This is a genomic window from Marivivens sp. ABH4_498, from assembly GCF_056160585.1.
The window spans coordinates 47,926-67,865 of sequence record NZ_JBSWXL010000002.1; the positions used below are offsets into that span (position 1 = coordinate 47,926).

Below are 19,940 nucleotides of genomic sequence, written 5' to 3' on the forward strand. Positions count from 1 at the left end.
TCCTCCAATCAAAACTGAACCAGCGCGATCACCGCGGACAGCGTAAAAATACTTAGCACAGTGGATATCAAAATCGATGCAGATACCCGTGCAGGGGCGGCCCCGTAATGTTGCGCGATGATATACACATTGCCCGCAACAGGCAGCGCCGCAGTCGCGACCATAACCATTGCTGCATATGGATCAATGTTGAACACGACATATGCCGTGACAGCAACGGCAGCAGGGTGCAGCACCAGTTTGGCAAAGGTCAGCCACCCCGCCACAGAAACCCGTTCGGCGGATTTCACCGCCAACGACGCCCCGATCGCAAACAGCGCACCAGGCGTTGCCGCTGATCCCAGAATTTCCAGAAATTTATTGATCGGCACAGGGATATGCCAACCAGTGGCCGAAATCGCGACCCCCAACAAAATCGACATAATCATCGGGTTGGTGATCAACCCGCGTCCGACAATTTTAAACGCTGACAGGCGCAGGCGTCCGTCACGGCTCGCCAAAACCAGCACAACAAACAGCGTCATGAAAAAGATCAGATCGACGACCAAAATCATCATGATCGGCCCAATCGCCCCCGCGCCCAACAGCATCGTTAACATCGGGATACCCAGAAACCCCGTGTTGCCCGTGATGCTGACATGGCTTTCGGTTGCGGCTTCGGCGATGGAGGCTTTGCGGATCAGGGCCACGGCCATCACTAGCCCCCAGATCGCCAAAGACCCAAATAGGTAGGCACCCATGAACGGCCAGTTGACCAGTTCATCAATCGCAAGGTTTGCCGAAAATCGGATCAGCATGGCCGATAGCGCGAAATAGAAAATAAATCGCGATAGATAGGCGGTTGCTTCGGCCGTGAAAAAACCTGTGCGACCCGACCCGTAGCCCAAACCGATCAATAAGAAAAAAGGAAGTGTTTCAAGAAATATCGCTAACATAGCAAATCGCTAACACGCGATTTGACGAAGCGAAAGCGTTCATGCGCGGTGATATGGTGAACCGGCCAAAATCGATGATGCGCGGTACAGTTGTTCCGACAGCATCACGCGCACCAACATATGCGGCCAGACCATTTTGCCGAATGACAGCGCCGCATCCGCGCGGGCACGGAACGCAGGATCTAGACCATCCGCCCCGCCAATAACAAAGGCAACATCCTGTCGCCCTTGATCACGCCAGCCGCCCAATTGGTCGGAAAACTGGGGCGAGGTCATCACCTTGCCGCGTTCATCCATGATGCAGATCAGCGACCCGTTGGGGATCGCTTTTTCCAGCAGGGCGGCCTCGGCCCCCATGCCGGCGTTCTTTTTATCCTCGACCTCAATGATATTCGCGGGGCCAAGGGCCAAAGCCCGCCCCGTTCGATCAAAGCGTTTTAGGTAGTCGTCGATCAGGTCGCGTTCGGGGCCCGCCCGCAGGCGGCCCACCGCAACAATGTGCACGCGCATCAGTTATCTGCAGCAGTAGCGCCTGTTGGCAGCCACATTTTCTCCAGATTGTAGAATTCGCGGACCTCGGGACGGAAAACATGCACCAGAATATCAGCCGCATCCACCAGAACCCAGTCGCCGATTTCGGCACCTTCGACTTTGCACAGGATGCCGAATTTTTCCTTTAGCCGTTCGACCAGCTTTTCCGAAATGGCCGCAACTTGACGTGTGGAACGACCCGACGCGATGACCATGTAGTCAGCGACCTCGGTTTTCCCGCGCAGAGGAATCTCTACTACGTCTTCAGCTTTGTCATCATCAAGGGAAGAGCGAACAAGTGCGAGGATATCCTCGCTCGTTACATTCTGCTGGGCCGTCATCAAAGGCTCCACGTTGGCAGCGCTTGCTGCCTCTGAATTGAAAGACAGTTCATTGTCCTCCGGGGTTGCGCACCGTCCATCAGCCACGGCACTAGGCTAACGCCAACCGTAGCACCGATTGGGGATCGCTTCAACCAATCGCCTGAGGCATTGCTGCAGCGCCGCACGCAACGCGCAGAGATACACATCCAAGGGTTTATTTTGCGTCAAATTAACCCATAGTTTACGAATCTAGTTATTTCGATTGGGTGATTTTGATGTTTTTGCTGCTGTCGGCCGTGCCTGCGCTCATGACCGCTTGGGGTCTTGCTGAACTGTTCGACTGGCTGGACGGCAAACCCTCGGACGACTCTGATAATTCGGCAACCCCAGAACCGGTTACGCCAGTTGATGTGGAAGAAACTGAAACAGTCGAACCGACCGTAGCCAACGCAATCACCGGCACCGACGGCGATGACCTGATCCAGACGGATGATCCCACCGCGAACTTATACGGCGGCGAAGGATCGGATGTGTTTTGGGTCGATGGCGAAGATAGCGACAAAGTGAGTTCCACTTACGATGTTGACGCAGACTACGCTATTTTCGACGAAAACGCTGAAATCACCATTATCAGTGATTACGACTATGCGTCGGGCGACCGCATTCTGATCGAATATAACTGGGTTCCCGACGTCGAAGGCACCCTAGCACCCGATGATTTACCCACAGCAGGCGTCGGTTATTCTGTTTCGACCAGCTACGGTCAATTGGCGAATGGCACGATGGGGACCCTGATCGAAGGCAGTAATATCGACGTAGAGGGCGGCCATTTCGAAGCAACGCCCGCCTTTGTCGAAGGTAATCATGATCACAGTTTCTACGTAGAAGCCGTTGCATGGCTCGTGCGCGATACCGAAGATCCCATCGACGAAGACGCGTTGAAAAATGAGATACTAAGATCGAATGGCGGCATCTTGCTCGCGTCAGACTTTTCAACGGTGACAAACAAAGTCATCGGGACCGATGACGACGATCTGATCCAGTCCGATGACACCACCGCTAATCTATACGGCGGCGACGGGGCCGATGTGTTCTGGGTCAGCGAAACATCTGCCAATGATTTTGATATCACGACCGACGCGGCCTACGACGACCCAGATTCGGATCCGTATGGCACCTACCTTAAAATCAGCGAAGATGCCGACATCACCGTTGTCCGCGATTTCAATTATGAATCAGGCGACCGTTTGCTGATCGACGTGAACTGGTACCCAGACACCGAAGGTACCGCGGCACCGACGGACGTATCGGGCATCTATTATAATGCAGTTGCCGCCGAACTGCCCGATGGCACGACTGGCACGCTGTTCTACAGCGATGATGCGTATATCTCTGACGACGGCGAATCTTTGGACGGATCGTTTGCCATGACCCCGGTTTTCGTCGCGGGCTATGGCAACCCTTATGAATTCGAAGTCGAAGGCGTTGTGTTCTTGGTCCGCGATACGGACGCCGAACTGGATGAAACCGCGCTGGCGGCTGCCGTCCAAGCCTCTGATTCCAACGCGGTCAGCTTTGATGCCTCTGACTTTGCTTTGTCAGTGTAAATTGGCAAAGTGATCGGCACGTCAACACTGCTGACTTGATAGACTCAGGTTAAAGGCGTATGTGACCGCCATGATCCGCATTTTTGACATGGATGACCGCGCGCGTCTGCGTGAACGGTTCTACGGCGAAACCCGCTCGATCCTCGCTCGACTGTAATGTCCCGCGGGGCGCCCACGCGTGCGCCCGTCTCTCGATCTGACTAGCAACAATTCCAAAAGGTAAGAGCCATGTCGCCTAAGACGCTCTATGATAAAATCTGGGACGCACACGTCGCCCATGAATCCGAAGACGGCACCTGTCTGCTGTATATTGACCGCCACCTGGTTCACGAAGTGACCTCGCCTCAGGCTTTCGAAGGCCTGCGTATGGCGGGCCGCAAGGTGCGCGCGCCTGAAAAAACCATCGCTGTGCCGGACCACAACGTTCCGACCACGCTGGACCGCGCAGACCCGGCCACCATGACCGAAGACAGCCGCATTCAGGTTGAGGCGCTGGACAAAAACGCCAAAGAATTCGGTATCAACTACTACCCAGTGTCCGACGTTCGTCAGGGCATCGTGCACATCGTTGGCCCAGAACAGGGTTGGACCCTGCCGGGCATGACCGTTGTTTGTGGCGACTCGCACACTGCAACCCACGGTGCATTCGGCGCGCTGGCACACGGTATCGGCACATCCGAAGTGGAACACGTTCTGGCAACCCAGACCCTGATCCAGAAAAAATCGAAAAACATGAAGGTCGAAATCACCGGCAAACTGCGCCCAGGTGTGACCGCGAAAGACATCACTCTGGCTGTTATCGGTGAAACCGGTACTGCTGGCGGCACCGGCTATGTCATCGAATATTGCGGCGAAGCGATCCGCGATCTGTCGATGGAAGGCCGCATGACTGTCTGTAACATGGCAATCGAAGGCGGCGCACGCGCTGGCCTGATCGCACCTGACCAGACCACATTCGATTACGTGCGCAACCGTCCGCACGCGCCAAAAGGCGAAGACTTCGACAAAGCGATGGACTGGTGGAAAACCCTGTTCACCGACGAAGGCGCGCATTTCGACAAAGTCGTCACCCTGAAAGGTGAAGAGATCGAGCCTGTTGTAACTTGGGGCACCTCGCCCGAAGACGTTCTGCCGATTTCCGCTGTGGTTCCATCCCCAGAGGATTTCAAAGGCGGCAAAGTCGACGCAGCACGCCGTTCGATCGAATACATGGGTCTGAAATCGGGTCAGAAATTGACCGACATCGAAATCGACACCGTATTCATCGGTTCGTGCACCAACGGCCGCATCGAAGATTTGCGCGCTGCAGCCGAAATCCTGAAAGGCAAAAAGATCAAAGACGGCATGCGTGCCATGGTCGTGCCGGGTTCGGGTCTGGTTCGCGCACAAGCCGAAGAAGAAGGCATCGCGCAGATCTTTATCGATGCTGGTTTCGAATGGCGTATGGCTGGTTGTTCCATGTGTCTGGCAATGAACCCCGACCAATTGGCCGAGGGGGAGCGTTGCGCATCCACATCCAACCGTAACTTCGAAGGTCGCCAAGGTTACAAGGGTCGTACCCACCTTGTGTCGCCAGGCATGGCAGCAGCCGCTGCACTGACCGGCAAACTGACCGACGTCCGCGAGCTGATGTAAGGAGAGCCAGCGATGCAAAAGTTTGAAACATTGACCGGTATCGCGGCACCTATGCCGCTGGTGAACATCGACACCGACATGATCATCCCCAAGATTTTCTTGAAAACGATCAAACGTTCGGGTCTGGGTGTGAACCTGTTCGACGAAATGCGTTACGACCGTCAGGGCAATGAAATTGCAGATTTCGTCCTGAACAAAGAACAGTACCGTGACGCTGAAATTCTGGTGGCTGGCGACAACTTTGGTTGTGGTTCGTCCCGTGAACACGCGCCATGGGCAATCGCTGACTTTGGTATCAAAGCCATCGTTTCGACCTCTTTCGCAGACATTTTTTACAACAACTGCTTCAAGAACGGCATCCTGCCAATCGTGATGCCAGAAGACGTCGTAGAAGTTCTGATGAAAGACGCTGAAAAGGGTTCGAACGCACGTATGACTGTCGATCTGGAAAACCAGACCGTCACCACCTCGGACGGTCAATCGTTCCCGTTCGAAGTCGACGCGTTCAAGAAACATTGCCTGATCAACGGTCTGGATGACATCGGTCTGACCATGGAAAACGTGGACGCAATCGACGCATTCGAAGCCAAAGCATCGGCAGCACGTCCTTGGGTCTAATCCCAACCGACTGATCTAATTAGAAAAGGCCGCTCGGAATTGGGCGGCCTTTTTGATTCTGCTGACCGAATCCGCTGTCCATATTTTCGCCACAATTGCCTGACCCATATTTAGTATGCAGTCGACACCTTTTCGCTACATTTGTGTTATTCGGTTTTCGCGCCAAACCGTATCGCCATGTACACGTACCGAAATGGTTGCAATCTGGCACCAGTAAGGCCGCAAATCTGCCCAAAATATTTCGTCTTATTAATCTGTTAGTTGCGAAAGGGGGCTGATGTGCGCAACATTGTGGCAAAGATGAGGCAACCCGTTTCCTATAAACGGGGTCAAACTGGAAACAGAGCACGGCAAAGTACCGCGTTCGGCCGGATTGAGGATAACAAGGCAGTGGTTTCGCGAATTGCGGGGGCAGTACTGCGCGCAGTTTTGATGGTCGTTCTGATTTCGACGCCATCTATGCTGATGCCAGGCACCCATTCGGACACAACACAGATTGTTGCGCTCGTGGCGATTGCCGCGGGGGTCTTTACCTTTGTCGAATATAACTCTGAATACCCCAGCCTAGTGGAATTCCGCGACGCGCCGCCGTTCAACCGCATTCGGTTTATCGCGCTTTTCGTCTGCGTTTTATCATTGTCGCTGATTGCACGCGGCAATGCAGATGCATCAACCCTGTCGCGATTTATCGAAGCCGTCGGCCAAAACCTGTCGGAAACGATTGATTTTCCTTATTCGCCCGTGCGCCTGATGGTCCTAATGCTGCCGCAAGACGCAGACATCGGGCTGATCAGCTCTGTTCGGACTGCGGCAGGTGTCAGCTATTTGGTGTCTGTTGTATCGTTGGCTGTGTTCGTCGTGTTGATGCGCGTCAACCATTGGCCATCCAGCAAATCCGGCTTTAACGTCTGGGTGAACATGCCGACCTTTGATCCCACCGCGGGCGGCGATGTCGTCGAAAGGCTGCAACGCGATAGCCAAATTAACCTAATCTTAGGATTCCTTTTGCCATTTATCATTCCAGCCGCGGTGAAACTGGCATCGGATGTGATTGACCCAATCAGCCTGTCTGAACCGCATACATTGATCTGGACCGTTACGGCATGGGCATTCTTACCTGCATCATTGATCATGCGCGGAATCGCGATGGGCCGCGTCGCCCAGCTGATCGAAGACAAACGCCGCCGCACGGTATCCGATCAGTCATTGCAATTGGCCTGATATGCTTGTGGCCCACATGGGCCATGTCCGACATCAGGATTGCAACATTCGCGGCGCCATTGTCGCGGGACGGCCCCGGATTGCTGTTGCGGGATCTGGGGCGAAACGATCCGCAGATCGATGCCACCGCCCAAATTATAAATCATGTCGCCCCCGACATTCTGGTCCTGACCAACTTTGATTTCGATTTGTCATGGATTGCGCTGAATGCGTTCAACGCACAGCTAGACCGCCCATTCGACCATCTGTTTTCTGCGCGCCCCAACGCGGGCCTAGCGACCGCGTTCGACATGGATGGAAACGGCAGAAAAGGCGAACCACGCGACTCCCAAGGGTATGGCGCGTTCACCGGCGATGGCGGCATGGCCATACTGTCGCGATACCCGATCGGCACTGTGCGCGATTTCACCGACCTGTTGTGGCAGGATTTGCCCTCTGCCCGATTGCCGCGGGTGAATGACACATTGTTCCCGTCAGTCGAGGCAATATCGATCCAACGACTATCTTCTACCAACCATTGGATCGTGCCGATTGAAACGCCGTTTGGGCAGTTAAACCTATTGGCTTTTTCCGCGACTCCGCCCGTTTTCGACGGCCCCGAGGACCGAAATGGGTTGCGAAATGCCGATGAAATCAGGCTATGGGATCTGGTGCTATCGGGGCATTTCGGACCTCCGCCGCCCAATCCGATTGTGATCGGCAACGCGAATTTGGATCCGACAGCGGGCGATGGACTGCGCAGCGCAATCCGATCTTTGTTGGAAAACCCTGCGCTCATCGATCCACTTCCCGCCCAACCGACAGCCGTTTGGCCCGAAATCGGACAGCTGCGTGTGTCCTATGTCCTGCCAGCGTCATCGCTCGGCATCCAAAAGGCCGAAACGGTATGGTCCGCGGGCGGTTTGCCACCCGATACGGTTTCGGTATCGGGGCCACACCGAATTGTATGGGTGGACGTGGCCGACTGACACGTAAAACGCAATTTTTAAAGGGGTTTCTTGACCCCCGCACAGCAAAGGTTTAACCCGTCCCAGACCTTTTCAGACAAGGAATACCGAGATGTCCAATCCCTCGATCCTGATCCTAGCCGGTGACGGTATTGGCCCAGAAGTAATGGGTGAAGTTAAGAAAATCATTAACTGGTTCGGCGACAAACGCGACCTGACCTTTGACGTAAGCGAAGATCTGGTTGGCGGCTGTGCGTATGACAAACACGGCACCCCGCTGCACGACGACACGATGGCCAAAGCCCAAGAGGTTGACGCCGTTCTGTTGGGCGCTGTTGGCGGCCCTCAATACGACAATCTGGATTTCTCGGTGAAACCAGAGCGCGGCCTGCTGCGCCTGCGTAAGGAAATGGACCTGTATTCCAACCTGCGCCCTGCACAGTGTTTTGACGCGCTGGCCGATTTTTCGTCGCTGAAAAAAGACGTGGTTGCCGGTCTAGACATCATGATCGTGCGCGAACTGACCTCGGGCATCTATTTCGGTGAACCTCGCGGTATCTTCGAAGAAGGTAACGAACGCGTTGGTATCAACACCCAGCGTTACACCGAATCCGAAATCGAACGCGTTGCACGTTCGGCATTCGAACTGGCACGCCGTCGCGGCAACAAAGTTTGTTCGATGGAAAAAGCCAACGTAATGGAATCGGGCATCCTGTGGCGCGAAGTCGTTCAGCGCGTGCACGACACCGAATACCAAGACGTAGAACTGTCGCACATGTACGCAGACGCAGGCGCGATGCAGCTGTGCCGCTGGCCAAAACAGTTCGACGTGATCGTCACTGACAACCTGTTCGGCGATTTGCTGTCGGATGCGGCTGCAATGCTGACCGGTTCGCTGGGCATGCTGCCATCGGCATCGCTGGGTGCCCCAATGGCAAACGGCCGCCCAAAGGCAATGTACGAACCAGTCCACGGCTCCGCACCAGATATCGCTGGCCAAGGCAAAGCAAACCCAATCGCTTGTATCCTGTCCTTCGCGATGGCGCTGCGTTATTCGTTCGATCTGGGCGCCGAAGCTGACCGTCTGGAAGGCGCTGTTGAAAAAGTGCTGTCCGACGGCGTTCGCACCGCAGACCTATTGGCAGGCGAAGGCGTTTCCCCAGTTTCGACCAGCGAAATGGGTGACAAAATCATCGCAGCACTGGACGCTTCGCTGTAATTCAGCGACCAGCCTTAGTTTAGAACGGGCGCCTATTTGGGCGCCCGTTTATTTTTATTTACCAGTTTAGACTTGCACCCACTATCAAAGCTGTTTCATCACTGGGTTAGCGCAAACAGGAGGTTCCATGGCCGATTACGCAAAAAGCAATGTCAAAGGCGCGGTTTATGCCTTGGGTGCTATGGGCATCTATGCAACCCATGACGTCGTCGTGAAATATCTAGGCGAGGCGGGCTTTGGCGCGTTCCAGATTATTTTCTTTTCGGCTCTTCTGGGGTTTCCGATGGTGACGCTGATCTTGATGCGGGACACCACCAACGGCACCTTGATTCCACGCCACCCCTATTGGATGGCTCTGCGCGTTATCTGCATGGTGAACACGGGCGTTTGCGCCTTTTACGCGTTTACGGTTTTGGAACTTGCGCAAACTTACGCCATTCTATTCGCATCCCCGCTGCTGATTACGATCATTGCGATCCCGATCTTGGGCGAAAAGGTCGGATTTCACCGTTGGGCCGCTGTTATTGTGGGCTTGATTGGCGTTCTGGTCGTGTTGCGCCCAGGTGCAGAGCCTCTGACCGGGGGGCACCTGGCCGCATTGGCCGCAGCGATTACCAATTCGATGGTTGCAGTGATTTCCCGCAAAATCGGCAGCGAAGAACGTTCGGTCGTCATGCTGATTTACCCGATGCTGGGGAACTTTGTCGCGATGCTGATTGCGATGCCGTTCGTCTATGAACCGATGGAGTTCAACCACATCGGCATGACCGGCATTATCGCCCTGTTCGGATTGATCGCGTCTTTTTTGTTTATTCAAGCCTACCGCGTCGGCGAAGCCGCCATTGTAGCGCCTATGCAGTACAGCCAGATCATCTGGGCGACGTTCTATGGGTATCTGCTGTTCAACGAAAAACTGGATCTGCCGACAATTACCGGCGCAGGGATCATTATCGCATCGGGCATCTATATTGTTATGCGTGAACGTGGTGGCGCATCGGAAACAAATCCTGTGTCCCAGACCCGCCTACGCAGCGAAACGGTCACATCGCCACGCGTGTCCATCCTGATGCGCATTTGGCACAAAGACACCTACCGCAAATCCAAAGGTGTTTGGCACTAAAACGAAAGACGCCCCATTGGGGCGTCTTTTGCATTAGGGGGCGGGGCTATCGTCATAGTCCGTACGCAAAATACGTACCGCGTCGCCTTCGGGGTCTTCGTATTGGCGCGATTTCATCGTCCAGAAAAACCCGACCAACCCCAAGGCGCCAAGGCACAGGGAAACGGGGATGAGGATAACCAGAACTTCCATTTTCAACGTGTCCTTAGGGCGTTTAGCGAAACGATGATCGATGACGTCGACATTGCGATGGCCGCAGCCAATGGGGTCGCAAAACCAGCAAAAGCAATCGGTACGGCAATCATATTATAGACGGCGGCCACTGCAAAGTTTTCCAAAATGCGCGATCGGGCGGATCGGGCGGTGCCAATCGCGGAAAATACATTGCGCAAATCAGGCGAAACCAGAACCATATCTGCTGCCACCCGCGTTGCCTCTAACGCGGATGCAGGCGCAATAGACACATGCGCCACCGCCAACGCGCCCACGTCGTTCAGGCCATCACCGATCATCAGAACCTTCTGTCCCGACTGAGTGCATTGATTCAGGAATTCGATTTTGTCCTGCGGCAACATTTCATGAAACCTGTTGTCGATACCCAATTGATCGGCAACCTGATCGACCGCCATTTTCACATCACCCGATAACAAAGCGACGGGAATATCGCGGTCTTTAAACGATTGGATCAGGTCCTTGGCCCCATCGCGCAAACTGTCACGGAATTCCAACGAATGGACATTAGTTCCGATCTGCAACACGGTCATCGTCGACGATACGCACCCGACCCAGACCGCACGGCCCAGACGAACGGTTTGCCCGCCATGGCGACCTTGTAGGCCCATGCCCGGCTCTTCGGTGATGTCGGTAACTGCCGCGGCTGTAACGCCGCGTGCCAAAGCCGCCTGAACGATCGCTTTGGATCTGGGATGCGCCGATTGACCCGCGATGCCGGCTGCAATCGCCAGATCGTCATCGGACAATGTCGTGACCAGCTCTGGCAATCCAAATGTCAACGTACCGGTTTTATCCAAAACAACGGCATCGATTTCAGCCAGCCGTTCCAAGGCGGTCGCGTGTTTAACCAAAATGCCTGATTTAAACAGACGACCCGAAGCAACAGTCGACACTGCGGGAACTGCCAACCCTAGGGCACAGGGGCACGTGATGATCAGAACCGCGACCGCAATGTTCATCGCAATACGAACATCGCCTGCCGTCAGCCACATCCACAACGCAAAGGCCGCAACAGCCAGCAAATGCACCGCAGGCGCATAGATACGCGCCGCGCGATCCGCCAGCGAATTATACCGCGATTTGGCGGATTCCGCGACCGACACCAAATCGGCCAACGAATGCAGCAAAGTGTCTTCGCCAACTGCGGTCGCCTGTATCTGGATTGGGGCCGATAGATTGATTTCGCCCGCGTTTACATTGCTGTTGATACCGACGGAAATAGGATCGGATTCGCCTGTTAGGAAAGACCGGTCCATGTCGGTGATGCCGCTGATAATGCGCCCATCAACCGGTACTTTACCGCCTGCCTGCACCATTAAAATATCGCCAACGACGACATCCTGAATCGCAACGGTTTCCATGTCGGTGCCATGCATCCGCAGCGCTGTCGGGACCTCCATCGCGGCCAATTCTGTCGCGGCAGACCGCGCAACGCTCCGCATTTTTTGATCTAGGTATCGACCCGCTAGCAGGAAAAACGTCAGCGATAGCGCCGCATCGAAATAGGCATGATCACCATGGCTGATCGTTTCAAATAACGACATCCCCGATGCCAACAAAATCGCCAGCGTGATCGGAACATCCATGTTCAATCGCCCGACACGTAAAACACGCCATGCACTGGTGTAAAACGGACGCGCAGAAAACAATACGGTCGGCAAAGTGATCAGGGCAGACAGCCAATGAAACAAATCACGGGTCGCATCTGAGGCGCCCGACCAAACCGCAACGGACAAAAGCATAACATTCATCATCGCGAACCCCGCGACGCCCAAACGCATCGCCAGATCGCGCGCCGCGCGGTCCGTTTCTCCCGCAGACAATGTTGCGCTGTCCAAAGGAACGGCTTCGTATCCCAGCGCGGAAATGGCGCCGATGATGTCCTGTTCAGGCGTTTGCGGGCGCGCGTGGACCGTGGCGCGTTTGCGCGTCAGGTTGACACGTACGTCATCAACGTAGGGCAGGTTCGACAGCTGTGTTTCAATTGTCTGAATACAGGCCGCACAATGAACGGTCGGCAGGGAAAACTGATATTCGACGCTAGCTGCATCCACAGTATTCGCTGCCCGCGACAATGCGGCAGGTGTCGCAATACAAGCGGGACACGCCATCACACCGGCAGGTTGGTCGATACTCATGCGATTAGTCCCTGAACTCCACCTTTAGGCGCTGATGAAACGGGGTTCCATCGGCAGCGGTGGCCTGCATGCGAAAATCCCAGTTACCCGTTTCGGACACATGGATCGGCGTGCGATAAACGGCGCCGTCAAATTCCAGTATGACATCCACGTCGTCTCGCATTTGGGTGGGGCGGCCAAAAATTCCGACCACGGTCGCGTCTGGAACGGGTCCGTCTGTAGTCACGATTTCCACGATCAATTCATGATCCACAACATAGGCGGATGTGTCCCAACCCAATGCCTGTTGCGCCGCGCGCTCTGCATCGAACGTTTGGCTTGCGACATAGGAATTGCGCACCACCAACCCTGGGAAAGTACCCACCGCTTGCATTGCCATGACGACATTCACGGTGATGATGACGATGAAAAACGACGCAAAGATCGCAAAGAATTTCGGACCTGTGATCGGGCCTCTGAACATGTGCAGCATTAGTTCACTTTCCCATTAAATACAGTGTTTTCGGATGTGCGGTCATCGTTTGTGGTATCGGTGACCCAGATGGTAAATTCGGTGCGATCGTTTGATGCCTCGGGGGTGTTCGGCGCGGCATCGACATAGACGCGGATCAATTTTGCAGTATCTGCTGGGACCATAACGATGTTGTCGTCTGTTCCTTCGACAGTCACAGCCAAATCCACCTGATCGATCAAAGCGACTTCGAACGGGCGTTCTTCGCCGTGTTTGTTGCGAATGCGAATTTCATAGACGTTACGGATCGTGCCATCGGATTGAACGATAAAGCTAGGGTTCCGAACCGGAGACACCGTCATATCGATGTCGGGGCGGATAAACAGCGCAAAGACCAATGCGAACCCAACCGCAGCCCATAGGACCGTATACAGCATCGTGCGCGGGCGCAGGATGTGTTTGATCACAGGAATAGGTGTCTGGCCGCTGGTTTCGCGTTCTTCGTCCTTTAGCGCCATGTAGTCGATCAGACCGCGCGGTTTGCCGATCTTGTCCATCATGTCGTCGCAGGCATCGATACACAGACCGCAGGTGATGCACTCCATCTGCTGGCCATCGCGGATATCGATCCCCATCGGGCAGACATTCACGCAGGCCATACAGTCGATGCAATCGCCCTGTTTGTTGACCTCTTGTTTCTTTAACTTGCCGCGGGGTTCACCGCGCCAGTGACGGTAACCGATGGTGATGGTGTCTTCGTCCATCATTGCGGCCTGAATACGGGGCCAAGGGCAGGCATAGATGCAGATCTGTTCCCGCGCGAAACCGCCGAAAACAAACGTGGTCGCCGTCAGGACAAACATCGTGGTGTAGGCAATCGGGTGCGCCGTGCCGTTCAGCAGGTCAACGAACAAAGTCGGCGCATCGGTGAAATAGAACACCCAAGCACCACCCGTTGCCAGACCGATCAGCGCCCACACGATCCATTTGGTGATCCGCAAACGCGCCTTGCGGAACGACCATTTGGCATTCCACAGGCGGACGCGGGCGTTTCGGTCGCCTTCGATCCAGCGTTCGACCAGAATGAACAGATCGGTCCAAACGGTCTGCGGGCAGGCATAGCCGCACCAAACACGGCCCAGCGCGGACGTGAACAAAAACAGGCCCAGCCCCGCCATGATCAACAAGCCGGCTACGAAATAAAATTCATGCGGCCAAATTTCGATCCAAAAGAAAAAGAAACGGCGGCTGGCCAGATCGACCAGAACAGCCTGATCGGGCAATTCAGGACCACGATCCCAACGAATCCAAGGCGTGAGGTAATAAATCCCCAAGGTGACCGCCATGATCACCCATTTCATATTGCGGAAAAAACCGCTGACGCGGCGGGGGAAAATGGGCTCTCTGGGGGCGTATAGTTTTGGGGCCTCGGGCGCAGACATAGAATCGTCCTGACGTTTTGCTTTGCATTCTTGTCAGTTGTGCCTGTGCGCGGCTTTCGTGGCTTTGACCCAGATCAACTAATGCCGCACCTACGAGTCAACTTATCCCCTAAACATGAAAATCCCCCGATCAGAGAAAACTGATCGGGGGGAGTCGCACCAGCCCAGCAAATGCGCGAACAGGGGGCAAGACCGGTGCCTAATCCTGCGCGGCGGCTGCAACACCGCGCAGGAATACCGTTTACTGACCGCCACCCAATTGGTGGACATAGGCGGCAACAGCGTTGATTTCCGCATCGGTCAGACCAAAGCCAGGGCGATATTCGATGCCCCATGCGGGCATGACGCCAGCGCGACCGTTCAACAGCGTTTCGGTAATGCCGTCTTCGGATCCGCCATACAGCCAGATCGCATCCGTCAAATTCGGAGCACCGGTCATTTCGCCGTCTGCGATGATCGCTTCGGGGTCTTCGAATTCGCGGGTGTTCATCAGGCTGCCCATACCCGCATCGCCGTGGCAGGATGCGCAGTTATCTGCGAACAGAACAGCGCCTTCGCCAGCCAGCGCCGCGTCGTGCTCTTGTCCCGAAATTTGCAGAACGTAAGCAACCGTTGCCGCGATTTCATCGTCTGTGAACGTGTCGGCAAAGGATGGCATCACACCACCATAGCCGCGCGCGTCCCAACTGCTTTCGTTACGGATACCGTTGCGAACAGTCCAAGCGATTTCATCGATACGGCCGCCCCAGATCCAATCGTCGTCGATCAGCGCAGGATACCCTTTGGCCCCTGCTGCGCCCGAACCGTGACACTGCACGCAGTTCGCTTTGAAAACGGAGGATCCCATGTTGACGGCAAATCCATGCAGCGCGTCGTCATCAGACAGTGTTGCCAGATCAGCGGTTTCCAGCGCCGCAATCACGTCAGCGTTGGATGCGTTGACTGCATCAATCTGTTCTTCGACCTGACCACGGGTCGAAAACCCCAGATAGCCAGCGGTCGCCGATTTGATACCCGGCCATGCGGGATAGGCCACTGTGTACCACAGGCCCCAAACGATGGTCGCGTAGAACACCCAGACCCACCAACGTGGCAAAGGGTTGTTATATTCTTCGATGCCGTCCCACGAATGGCCCGTGGTTTCGACTTCTTTTTTGTCGTTGCGGGTTGTCATTGTTTGACCTCTGCTTCGGGGTTTGCATCTGCGGCTGGCGCGTTTTCGTTACGGAAAACAACGCTGGCTGCGTCTTGGTGAACGGGGCGGCTGCCGGGGCGAAACACGAACACGATCGCCCCAACAAAGAACAAAAACAGTGCAAGCAGCGCCCAGCTATCTGCGATTTCACGGAAAATGTGATAGTCCATCACGTCCCCCTATCGGCTGGCATCTGGTTCAAAGGTCGAAAAATCGACCAAAGTGCCCAGCATCTGCAGATAAGCGATCAGCGCATCCATTTCGGTGACGGCGTCTTGGCCGTCGAAATTGGCCACGACCGCATTAGGATAGCGTTCCAGCAAACCGTCCCAATCGCCATCGGGATCAACCTGAACCTCGAAATCGGCAACCGCTGTTTCCAGCATTTCGTCGGTGTATGGAACGCCCACAACGCTGTGAGTGGCCATCAGGTCACCGATGTAGGTTGGTTCCAATTCGCGATCCATCAGGAACCCGTATTTCGGCATCACCGATTCTGGCACCACCGATTGCGGATCGGTCAGGTGGTCAACGTGCCATTCATTCGAATAACGGCCGCCAACACGTGCCAGATCAGGCCCGGTGCGTTTCGATCCCCATTGGAATGGGTGGTCGTACTGCGATTCCGCCGCCAACGAATACATGCCGTACCGTTCGACTTCGTCACGCATCGGGCGGATCATCTGGCTGTGACAGACGTAGCACCCTTCGCGGATGTAGATTTCACGGCCCGCCAGTTCCAGAGGGGAGTAGGGGCGCACGCCCTCTACATCCTCGATGACGTTTTCCAGATAGAACAGCGGAGCGATTTCCACGATCCCGCCGATGGTTACCACGCCCAGCGCGCCAACCAGCAGCAAGGTTGCGTTCTTTTCCAGAACCTTATGGTGGTCAAGGATACCCATGTCCCTAACTCCTTATTCTGCAGGGACGGCAGCGGCTTTTGGCATTGTTTTGCCAAAGGCTGTCATCCACAGGTTATAGGTCATGATCACAGCGCCCAGCAGGTACAGAACCCCGCCCATTCCGCGTGCGACATACATTGGGAATTTTGCTGCAACGGTGTCGGCAAAGGTGTTCACTAGGAAACCGTTTGCGTCGACTTCGCGCCACATCAGGCCTTCCATGATGCCGGTGACCCACATGGATGCGGCGTACAGAACGATACCAATCGTCGCGAGCCAGAAGTGCCAGCTGACCAGACGCAGGCTATACAGACCATCGCGGTTCCACAGGCGTGGCGTCAAGAAATACAGCGCACCAAAGGTGATCATACCGTTCCAGCCCAGCGCACCCGAGTGTACGTGACCAATGGTCCAGTCGGTGTAGTGCGACAGCGAATTCACCGCGCGGATCGACATCATCGGGCCTTCGAATGTGGACATGCCGTAGAAACCGATCGAGATCACCATCATACGGATCACAGGGTCCGTGCGCAGTTTGTCCCATGCGCCCGACAGGGTCATCAGACCGTTGATCATACCGCCCCACGATGGCATCCACAGGATGATCGAAAACACCATGCCCAGCGTCGATGCCCAATCAGGCAGCGCGGTGTAGTGCAGGTGGTGCGGACCAGCCCAGATGTACAGGAAGATCAGCGCCCAAAAGTGGATGATCGACAGTTTGTACGAATAGACAGGACGTTCGGCTTGTTTCGGCACGAAGTAGTACATCATGCCCAAGAAACCCGCAGTCAGGAAGAAACCAACAGCGTTGTGGCCATACCACCACTGGGTCATCGCGTCCTGAACACCAGCCATGACCTGAACCGAACGGGAACCAAAGATCGATACAGGGACAACCAGGTTGTTGACGATGTGCAGCATCGCGATGGTCACGATGAACGACAAGAAGAACCAGTTCGCAACATAGATGTGCGGCTCTTTGCGTTTCAGGATCGTGCCAAGGAATACCAGCAGATAGGCAACCCAAACGATGGTCAGCCACAGGTCAACGTACCATTCTGGTTCTGCGTATTCTTTGGACTGGGTCGCACCCATCAGGTACCCCGTTGCCGCCAGAACGATGAACAGGTTGTAGCCCCAGAACACGAACCACGCCAAATTACCGCCCCACAGACGCACAGCCGATGTACGCTGCACGATATAGAACGATGTTGCGATCAGCGCGTTACCACCAAAGGCGAAAATAACCGCCGAAGTGTGCAGGGGGCGCAAACGGCCAAAGTTGCCGTAGCCCTGCAAAAATTCAAAGTTCAACGCAGGAAACGCCAGCTGGAACGCGATGAACGTCCCGACCAGAAACCCTGCCAAACCCCAAAACGTCGTTGCGATCACGCCATAGCGCACAACGCCGTCCATATATCCGGTTTCGACCGCTGGCTTTTCTTCGCCAGCGCTGCGAACGGACCAAATAAACATGCCAGTCGAAACGGCCATAATAATCAGCGCGTGTACCTGATAGGCCAGATCGCGCGCGAAATTCGCGGCAATCGCAGCAAACAGGGCAATGACCCCGAATGCTATAATCTTAACCCAATCCCACATCTCTTCGCGTTCCCTCTTTATTGCCCGCACGGATTCGCGCAGGCCGGTTTGCTTTGATTGTGGTTTCACATTCTGGTGACCGTCTTGCCTTGATCCATGTCAATACGATCGGCCAATTGCTCTGCTACCTCTTTTATCACTGGCTGGGCCCTGCCTGGGCCGTGTTCCAACGAAGGAGAACGCCATGACATATAAAACTATTGCCGTGATCATCACGGACAGCGCAGCCGATGCGAACGCGTTGGAAACTGCAATAAATATTGCCGATCGAACCGACGCGCATGTGAATGTCACCTGCGTTGGAATCGACCCTGCCCGCTATGATGCGATCCCCGCTGGCGGCGGCGCGGCCCTGATCGAAGTCGGCGCGAAAGAAGCCCGCACCCAAGCGGACAGTTTGGAAAAATGGGCCCGTGAACAGGTTGCGAACGTGCGCCCGTCCGTTAGCGTCGAATCTGTGATTATGCCCCAAATGGGCGTGGAAACCATGGTCGCACGAACCGCGCGCTACAGTGATTTGATCGTGGCGACAAAGCCCTATGGCGCTGGCCGCGGCCCCGTTCAGGTCAACGTTCTAGAGGCCGAGCTGTTCGGCACAGGCGTGCCTGTTTTGATCGTGCCAGAAAACGGACCAATCGGCAGCGAACCATTTTCCCGCGTTGCGATTGCATGGAATGAAAGCAGCGAAGCCTTTGCCGCGATCCGTGCGGCTTTGCCTGTCCTGATGGCAGCGGACCGCGTTGATATCGTGATGGTCGATCCGCCCAGCCATTCGCCCGAACGGTCCGACCCCGGCGGTGCGGTATGCCTGTTGTTGGCACGGCACGGCGTGCGCGCAGAAGTATCCATTTTGGCCCGCACATTGCCGCGCGTATCAGACGTGATTGATCGTTTTGCCGCAGAACATGGCGTCGAATTGATCGTCATGGGCGCCTATGGCCATTCGCGTTTCCGCGAAGCCATGTTGGGCGGCGCGACACGCGACACCTTAGAATCCACAAAATTACCGCTATTGATGACGCGCTAAGCGATCATCCCGCCATCGGTATCATCGCCGGTTTCTGCGACAAGGGCCTGAAAATCTTCGACGCGAAACCGGCGTTTGCCGTCTAGATGGATCACTCCGTCCTTTTTCAACGCGGAAATCTGGCGACTGACTGTTTCCAGCGTCAAACCCAGATAATCGGCCATCGCTTCGCGCGTCAAAGGCAGGTTGATGTTGATCTGCCCCGACAACGGCTGCATCCCGATCTGCGATTCACGGCGCGCGATGATGGTCAAAAGGCTGGCGATTTTTTCGCGGGCCGTTTTGCGACCCAAAATCAGCATCCATTCCCGCGCTGCGTCCAATTCATCCAGCGTCATGTCCAGCAACCGCTCCGCCACATGCGGAGTGGTGTACATCAGCTCTTCGAATGGTTTACGGCGGAAACAACAGACGGTGATGTCGCTGACTGCGGTGATGTCATAGGGCGACTGACTACGGCCCGGGCGGCCAATGAAATCAGACGGTAGCAGCAGACCAACCATCTGTGTGCGGCCGTCCTCCATTGTTTGGGTCAAAGACGCAACACCCGTCACAACCGAGGCGACGAATTCCATGTCGTCGCCCGCCCAACAGATCGCCTGACCTGCTTCGTAGTTGCGGTAGTATTTGATCTTTTCCAGAACTTCCAATTCGTCGGCGTCGCATTTGGCGCAAACAGCGCGGTGCCGAATTGGGCATTCTTCGCAATGAATATCTGTTGCTATTTGACCCATCGCAAAAACAACCCCACCAAAATCATGTATTTCGCAATCACTATAAGCCGTTT

Annotated in this window: 20 protein-coding genes; 8 read left to right on the plus strand and 12 right to left on the minus strand. The window is 55.2% G+C overall.

All coding sequences use genetic code 11. The features are described from left to right. Positions 1-8: 8 nt before the first annotated feature. Genes ACXAGA_RS04215 through rsfS form a run of 3 tightly spaced genes read right to left on the minus strand, consistent with a single transcriptional unit; the run spans position 9 to position 1,807 of the window. On the minus strand, positions 9-935 hold the full coding sequence (locus tag ACXAGA_RS04215; RefSeq protein ID WP_475116272.1) for an AEC family transporter: 927 nt from the start codon (positions 933-935) through the stop codon (positions 9-11). Positions 936-974: 39 nt separating this feature from the next. After that, on the minus strand, positions 975-1,445 hold the full coding sequence (gene rlmH / locus ACXAGA_RS04220) for a 23S rRNA (pseudouridine(1915)-N(3))-methyltransferase RlmH (RefSeq protein WP_475116273.1): 471 nt from the start codon (positions 1,443-1,445) through the stop codon (positions 975-977). Continuing rightward, positions 1,445-1,807: a ribosome silencing factor gene (rsfS, locus tag ACXAGA_RS04225; RefSeq protein WP_475116274.1), complete on the minus strand. Its 363-nt coding sequence runs from the start codon at positions 1,805-1,807 to the stop codon at positions 1,445-1,447. The genes rlmH and rsfS overlap by 1 nt, the downstream gene beginning before the upstream one ends. A gap of 257 nt (positions 1,808-2,064) precedes the next feature. Between rsfS and ACXAGA_RS04230 the strand changes: the two genes are divergently transcribed. The 7 genes from ACXAGA_RS04230 (at position 2,065) to ACXAGA_RS04260 (ending at position 10,156) form a co-directional block, all read left to right on the plus strand. Further along, on the plus strand, positions 2,065-3,396 hold the full coding sequence (locus ACXAGA_RS04230) for a hypothetical protein (protein ID WP_475116275.1): 1,332 nt from the start codon (positions 2,065-2,067) through the stop codon (positions 3,394-3,396). Between the two features lie 228 nt (positions 3,397-3,624). Then, positions 3,625-5,031, plus strand: coding sequence for a 3-isopropylmalate dehydratase large subunit (gene leuC / locus ACXAGA_RS04235; RefSeq protein WP_475116276.1), 1,407 nt, complete (start codon positions 3,625-3,627; stop codon positions 5,029-5,031). Between the two features lie 12 nt (positions 5,032-5,043). Continuing rightward, entirely contained in the window at positions 5,044-5,649 is a 606-nt protein-coding gene (gene leuD, locus ACXAGA_RS04240; protein ID WP_475116277.1) for a 3-isopropylmalate dehydratase small subunit, read from the plus strand. A 390-nt stretch (positions 5,650-6,039) separates the two neighbouring features. After that, entirely contained in the window at positions 6,040-6,870 is an 831-nt protein-coding gene (locus ACXAGA_RS04245) for a hypothetical protein (protein WP_475116278.1), read from the plus strand. 23 nt (positions 6,871-6,893) lie between these two features. Beyond that, positions 6,894-7,838 carry an endonuclease/exonuclease/phosphatase family protein gene (locus ACXAGA_RS04250; RefSeq protein WP_475116279.1) on the plus strand — a complete coding sequence of 315 codons (945 nt, stop codon included), beginning with the start codon at positions 6,894-6,896 and terminating at the stop codon, positions 7,836-7,838. 91 nt (positions 7,839-7,929) lie between these two features. Beyond that, a complete protein-coding gene (gene leuB, locus ACXAGA_RS04255; RefSeq protein ID WP_475116280.1) occupies positions 7,930-9,036 on the plus strand; it encodes a 3-isopropylmalate dehydrogenase in 1,107 nt (368 codons plus the stop codon). Positions 9,037-9,163: 127 nt separating this feature from the next. Then, positions 9,164-10,156 (plus strand): DMT family transporter, encoded by a 993-nt coding sequence (locus tag ACXAGA_RS04260; RefSeq protein WP_475116281.1) that lies wholly within the window; start codon positions 9,164-9,166, stop codon positions 10,154-10,156. Positions 10,157-10,189: 33 nt separating this feature from the next. Here the strand turns inward: ACXAGA_RS04260 and ccoS are convergent, their stop codons facing one another. From ccoS to ccoN, 8 genes are all read right to left on the minus strand, one after another. Next, positions 10,190-10,348, minus strand: a complete 159-nt coding sequence (gene ccoS / locus ACXAGA_RS04265) for a cbb3-type cytochrome oxidase assembly protein CcoS (protein WP_086451178.1) — start codon at positions 10,346-10,348, stop codon at positions 10,190-10,192. Positions 10,349-10,350: 2 nt separating this feature from the next. Continuing rightward, positions 10,351-12,528, minus strand: a complete 2,178-nt coding sequence (locus ACXAGA_RS04270) for a heavy metal translocating P-type ATPase (RefSeq protein WP_475116282.1) — start codon at positions 12,526-12,528, stop codon at positions 10,351-10,353. Between the two features lie 4 nt (positions 12,529-12,532). Then, positions 12,533-13,000 (minus strand): FixH family protein, encoded by a 468-nt coding sequence (locus ACXAGA_RS04275; protein WP_475116283.1) that lies wholly within the window; start codon positions 12,998-13,000, stop codon positions 12,533-12,535. Beyond that, positions 13,000-14,421 carry a cytochrome c oxidase accessory protein CcoG gene (gene ccoG / locus ACXAGA_RS04280; RefSeq protein ID WP_475116284.1) on the minus strand — a complete coding sequence of 474 codons (1,422 nt, stop codon included), beginning with the start codon at positions 14,419-14,421 and terminating at the stop codon, positions 13,000-13,002. The genes ACXAGA_RS04275 and ccoG overlap by 1 nt, the downstream gene beginning before the upstream one ends. Positions 14,422-14,662: 241 nt before the next feature. Beyond that, entirely contained in the window at positions 14,663-15,595 is a 933-nt protein-coding gene (ccoP, locus tag ACXAGA_RS04285) for a cytochrome-c oxidase, cbb3-type subunit III (protein ID WP_475116285.1), read from the minus strand. Beyond that, positions 15,592-15,786: a cbb3-type cytochrome oxidase subunit 3 gene (locus ACXAGA_RS04290; RefSeq protein WP_475116286.1), complete on the minus strand. Its 195-nt coding sequence runs from the start codon at positions 15,784-15,786 to the stop codon at positions 15,592-15,594. The genes ccoP and ACXAGA_RS04290 overlap by 4 nt, the downstream gene beginning before the upstream one ends. Before the next feature lie 9 nt (positions 15,787-15,795). Then, positions 15,796-16,521 carry a cytochrome-c oxidase, cbb3-type subunit II gene (ccoO, locus tag ACXAGA_RS04295; protein ID WP_475116287.1) on the minus strand — a complete coding sequence of 242 codons (726 nt, stop codon included), beginning with the start codon at positions 16,519-16,521 and terminating at the stop codon, positions 15,796-15,798. 12 nt (positions 16,522-16,533) lie between these two features. Continuing rightward, positions 16,534-18,126 (minus strand): cytochrome-c oxidase, cbb3-type subunit I, encoded by a 1,593-nt coding sequence (gene ccoN, locus ACXAGA_RS04300; protein WP_475116288.1) that lies wholly within the window; start codon positions 18,124-18,126, stop codon positions 16,534-16,536. 184 nt (positions 18,127-18,310) lie between these two features. Between ccoN and ACXAGA_RS04305 the strand changes: the two genes are divergently transcribed. After that, entirely contained in the window at positions 18,311-19,153 is an 843-nt protein-coding gene (locus tag ACXAGA_RS04305) for a universal stress protein (RefSeq protein WP_475116289.1), read from the plus strand. Here ACXAGA_RS04305 and fnrL read toward each other — a convergent pair. Then, complete coding sequence (gene fnrL, locus ACXAGA_RS04310) at positions 19,150-19,887, minus strand: transcriptional regulator FnrL (protein WP_475116290.1); 738 nt, start codon at positions 19,885-19,887, stop codon at positions 19,150-19,152. The genes ACXAGA_RS04305 and fnrL overlap by 4 nt on opposite strands. Positions 19,888-19,940: the final 53 nt, after the last annotated feature.

What these genes read in the sequence shown, in the direction of transcription:
- ACXAGA_RS04260 (WP_475116281.1), top strand. Translation starts at nt 9,164, where the DNA reads ATGGCCGATTACGCAAAAAGCAATGTCAAAGGCGCGGTTTATGCCTTG.
- leuB (WP_475116280.1), top strand. Translation starts at nt 7,930, where the DNA reads ATGTCCAATCCCTCGATCCTGATCCTAGCCGGTGACGGTATTGGCCCA.
- ccoN (WP_475116288.1), bottom strand. Translation starts at nt 18,126, where the DNA reads ATGTGGGATTGGGTTAAGATTATAGCATTCGGGGTCATTGCCCTGTTT.
- ACXAGA_RS04250 (WP_475116279.1), top strand. Translation starts at nt 6,894, where the DNA reads ATGTCCGACATCAGGATTGCAACATTCGCGGCGCCATTGTCGCGGGAC.
- leuC (WP_475116276.1), top strand. Translation starts at nt 3,625, where the DNA reads ATGTCGCCTAAGACGCTCTATGATAAAATCTGGGACGCACACGTCGCC.
- ACXAGA_RS04230 (WP_475116275.1), top strand. Translation starts at nt 2,065, where the DNA reads ATGTTTTTGCTGCTGTCGGCCGTGCCTGCGCTCATGACCGCTTGGGGT.
- ACXAGA_RS04290 (WP_475116286.1), bottom strand. Translation starts at nt 15,786, where the DNA reads ATGGACTATCACATTTTCCGTGAAATCGCAGATAGCTGGGCGCTGCTT.
- rsfS (WP_475116274.1), bottom strand. Translation starts at nt 1,807, where the DNA reads ATGACGGCCCAGCAGAATGTAACGAGCGAGGATATCCTCGCACTTGTT.
- ACXAGA_RS04275 (WP_475116283.1), bottom strand. Translation starts at nt 13,000, where the DNA reads ATGCTGCACATGTTCAGAGGCCCGATCACAGGTCCGAAATTCTTTGCG.
- leuD (WP_475116277.1), top strand. Translation starts at nt 5,044, where the DNA reads ATGCAAAAGTTTGAAACATTGACCGGTATCGCGGCACCTATGCCGCTG.
- rlmH (WP_475116273.1), bottom strand. Translation starts at nt 1,445, where the DNA reads ATGCGCGTGCACATTGTTGCGGTGGGCCGCCTGCGGGCGGGCCCCGAA.
- ccoO (WP_475116287.1), bottom strand. Translation starts at nt 16,521, where the DNA reads ATGGGTATCCTTGACCACCATAAGGTTCTGGAAAAGAACGCAACCTTG.
- ACXAGA_RS04215 (WP_475116272.1), bottom strand. Translation starts at nt 935, where the DNA reads ATGTTAGCGATATTTCTTGAAACACTTCCTTTTTTCTTATTGATCGGT.
- ccoS (WP_086451178.1), bottom strand. Translation starts at nt 10,348, where the DNA reads ATGGAAGTTCTGGTTATCCTCATCCCCGTTTCCCTGTGCCTTGGCGCC.
- ACXAGA_RS04270 (WP_475116282.1), bottom strand. Translation starts at nt 12,528, where the DNA reads ATGAGTATCGACCAACCTGCCGGTGTGATGGCGTGTCCCGCTTGTATT.
- ccoG (WP_475116284.1), bottom strand. Translation starts at nt 14,421, where the DNA reads ATGTCTGCGCCCGAGGCCCCAAAACTATACGCCCCCAGAGAGCCCATT.
- fnrL (WP_475116290.1), bottom strand. Translation starts at nt 19,887, where the DNA reads ATGGGTCAAATAGCAACAGATATTCATTGCGAAGAATGCCCAATTCGG.
- ccoP (WP_475116285.1), bottom strand. Translation starts at nt 15,595, where the DNA reads ATGACAACCCGCAACGACAAAAAAGAAGTCGAAACCACGGGCCATTCG.
- ACXAGA_RS04305 (WP_475116289.1), top strand. Translation starts at nt 18,311, where the DNA reads ATGACATATAAAACTATTGCCGTGATCATCACGGACAGCGCAGCCGAT.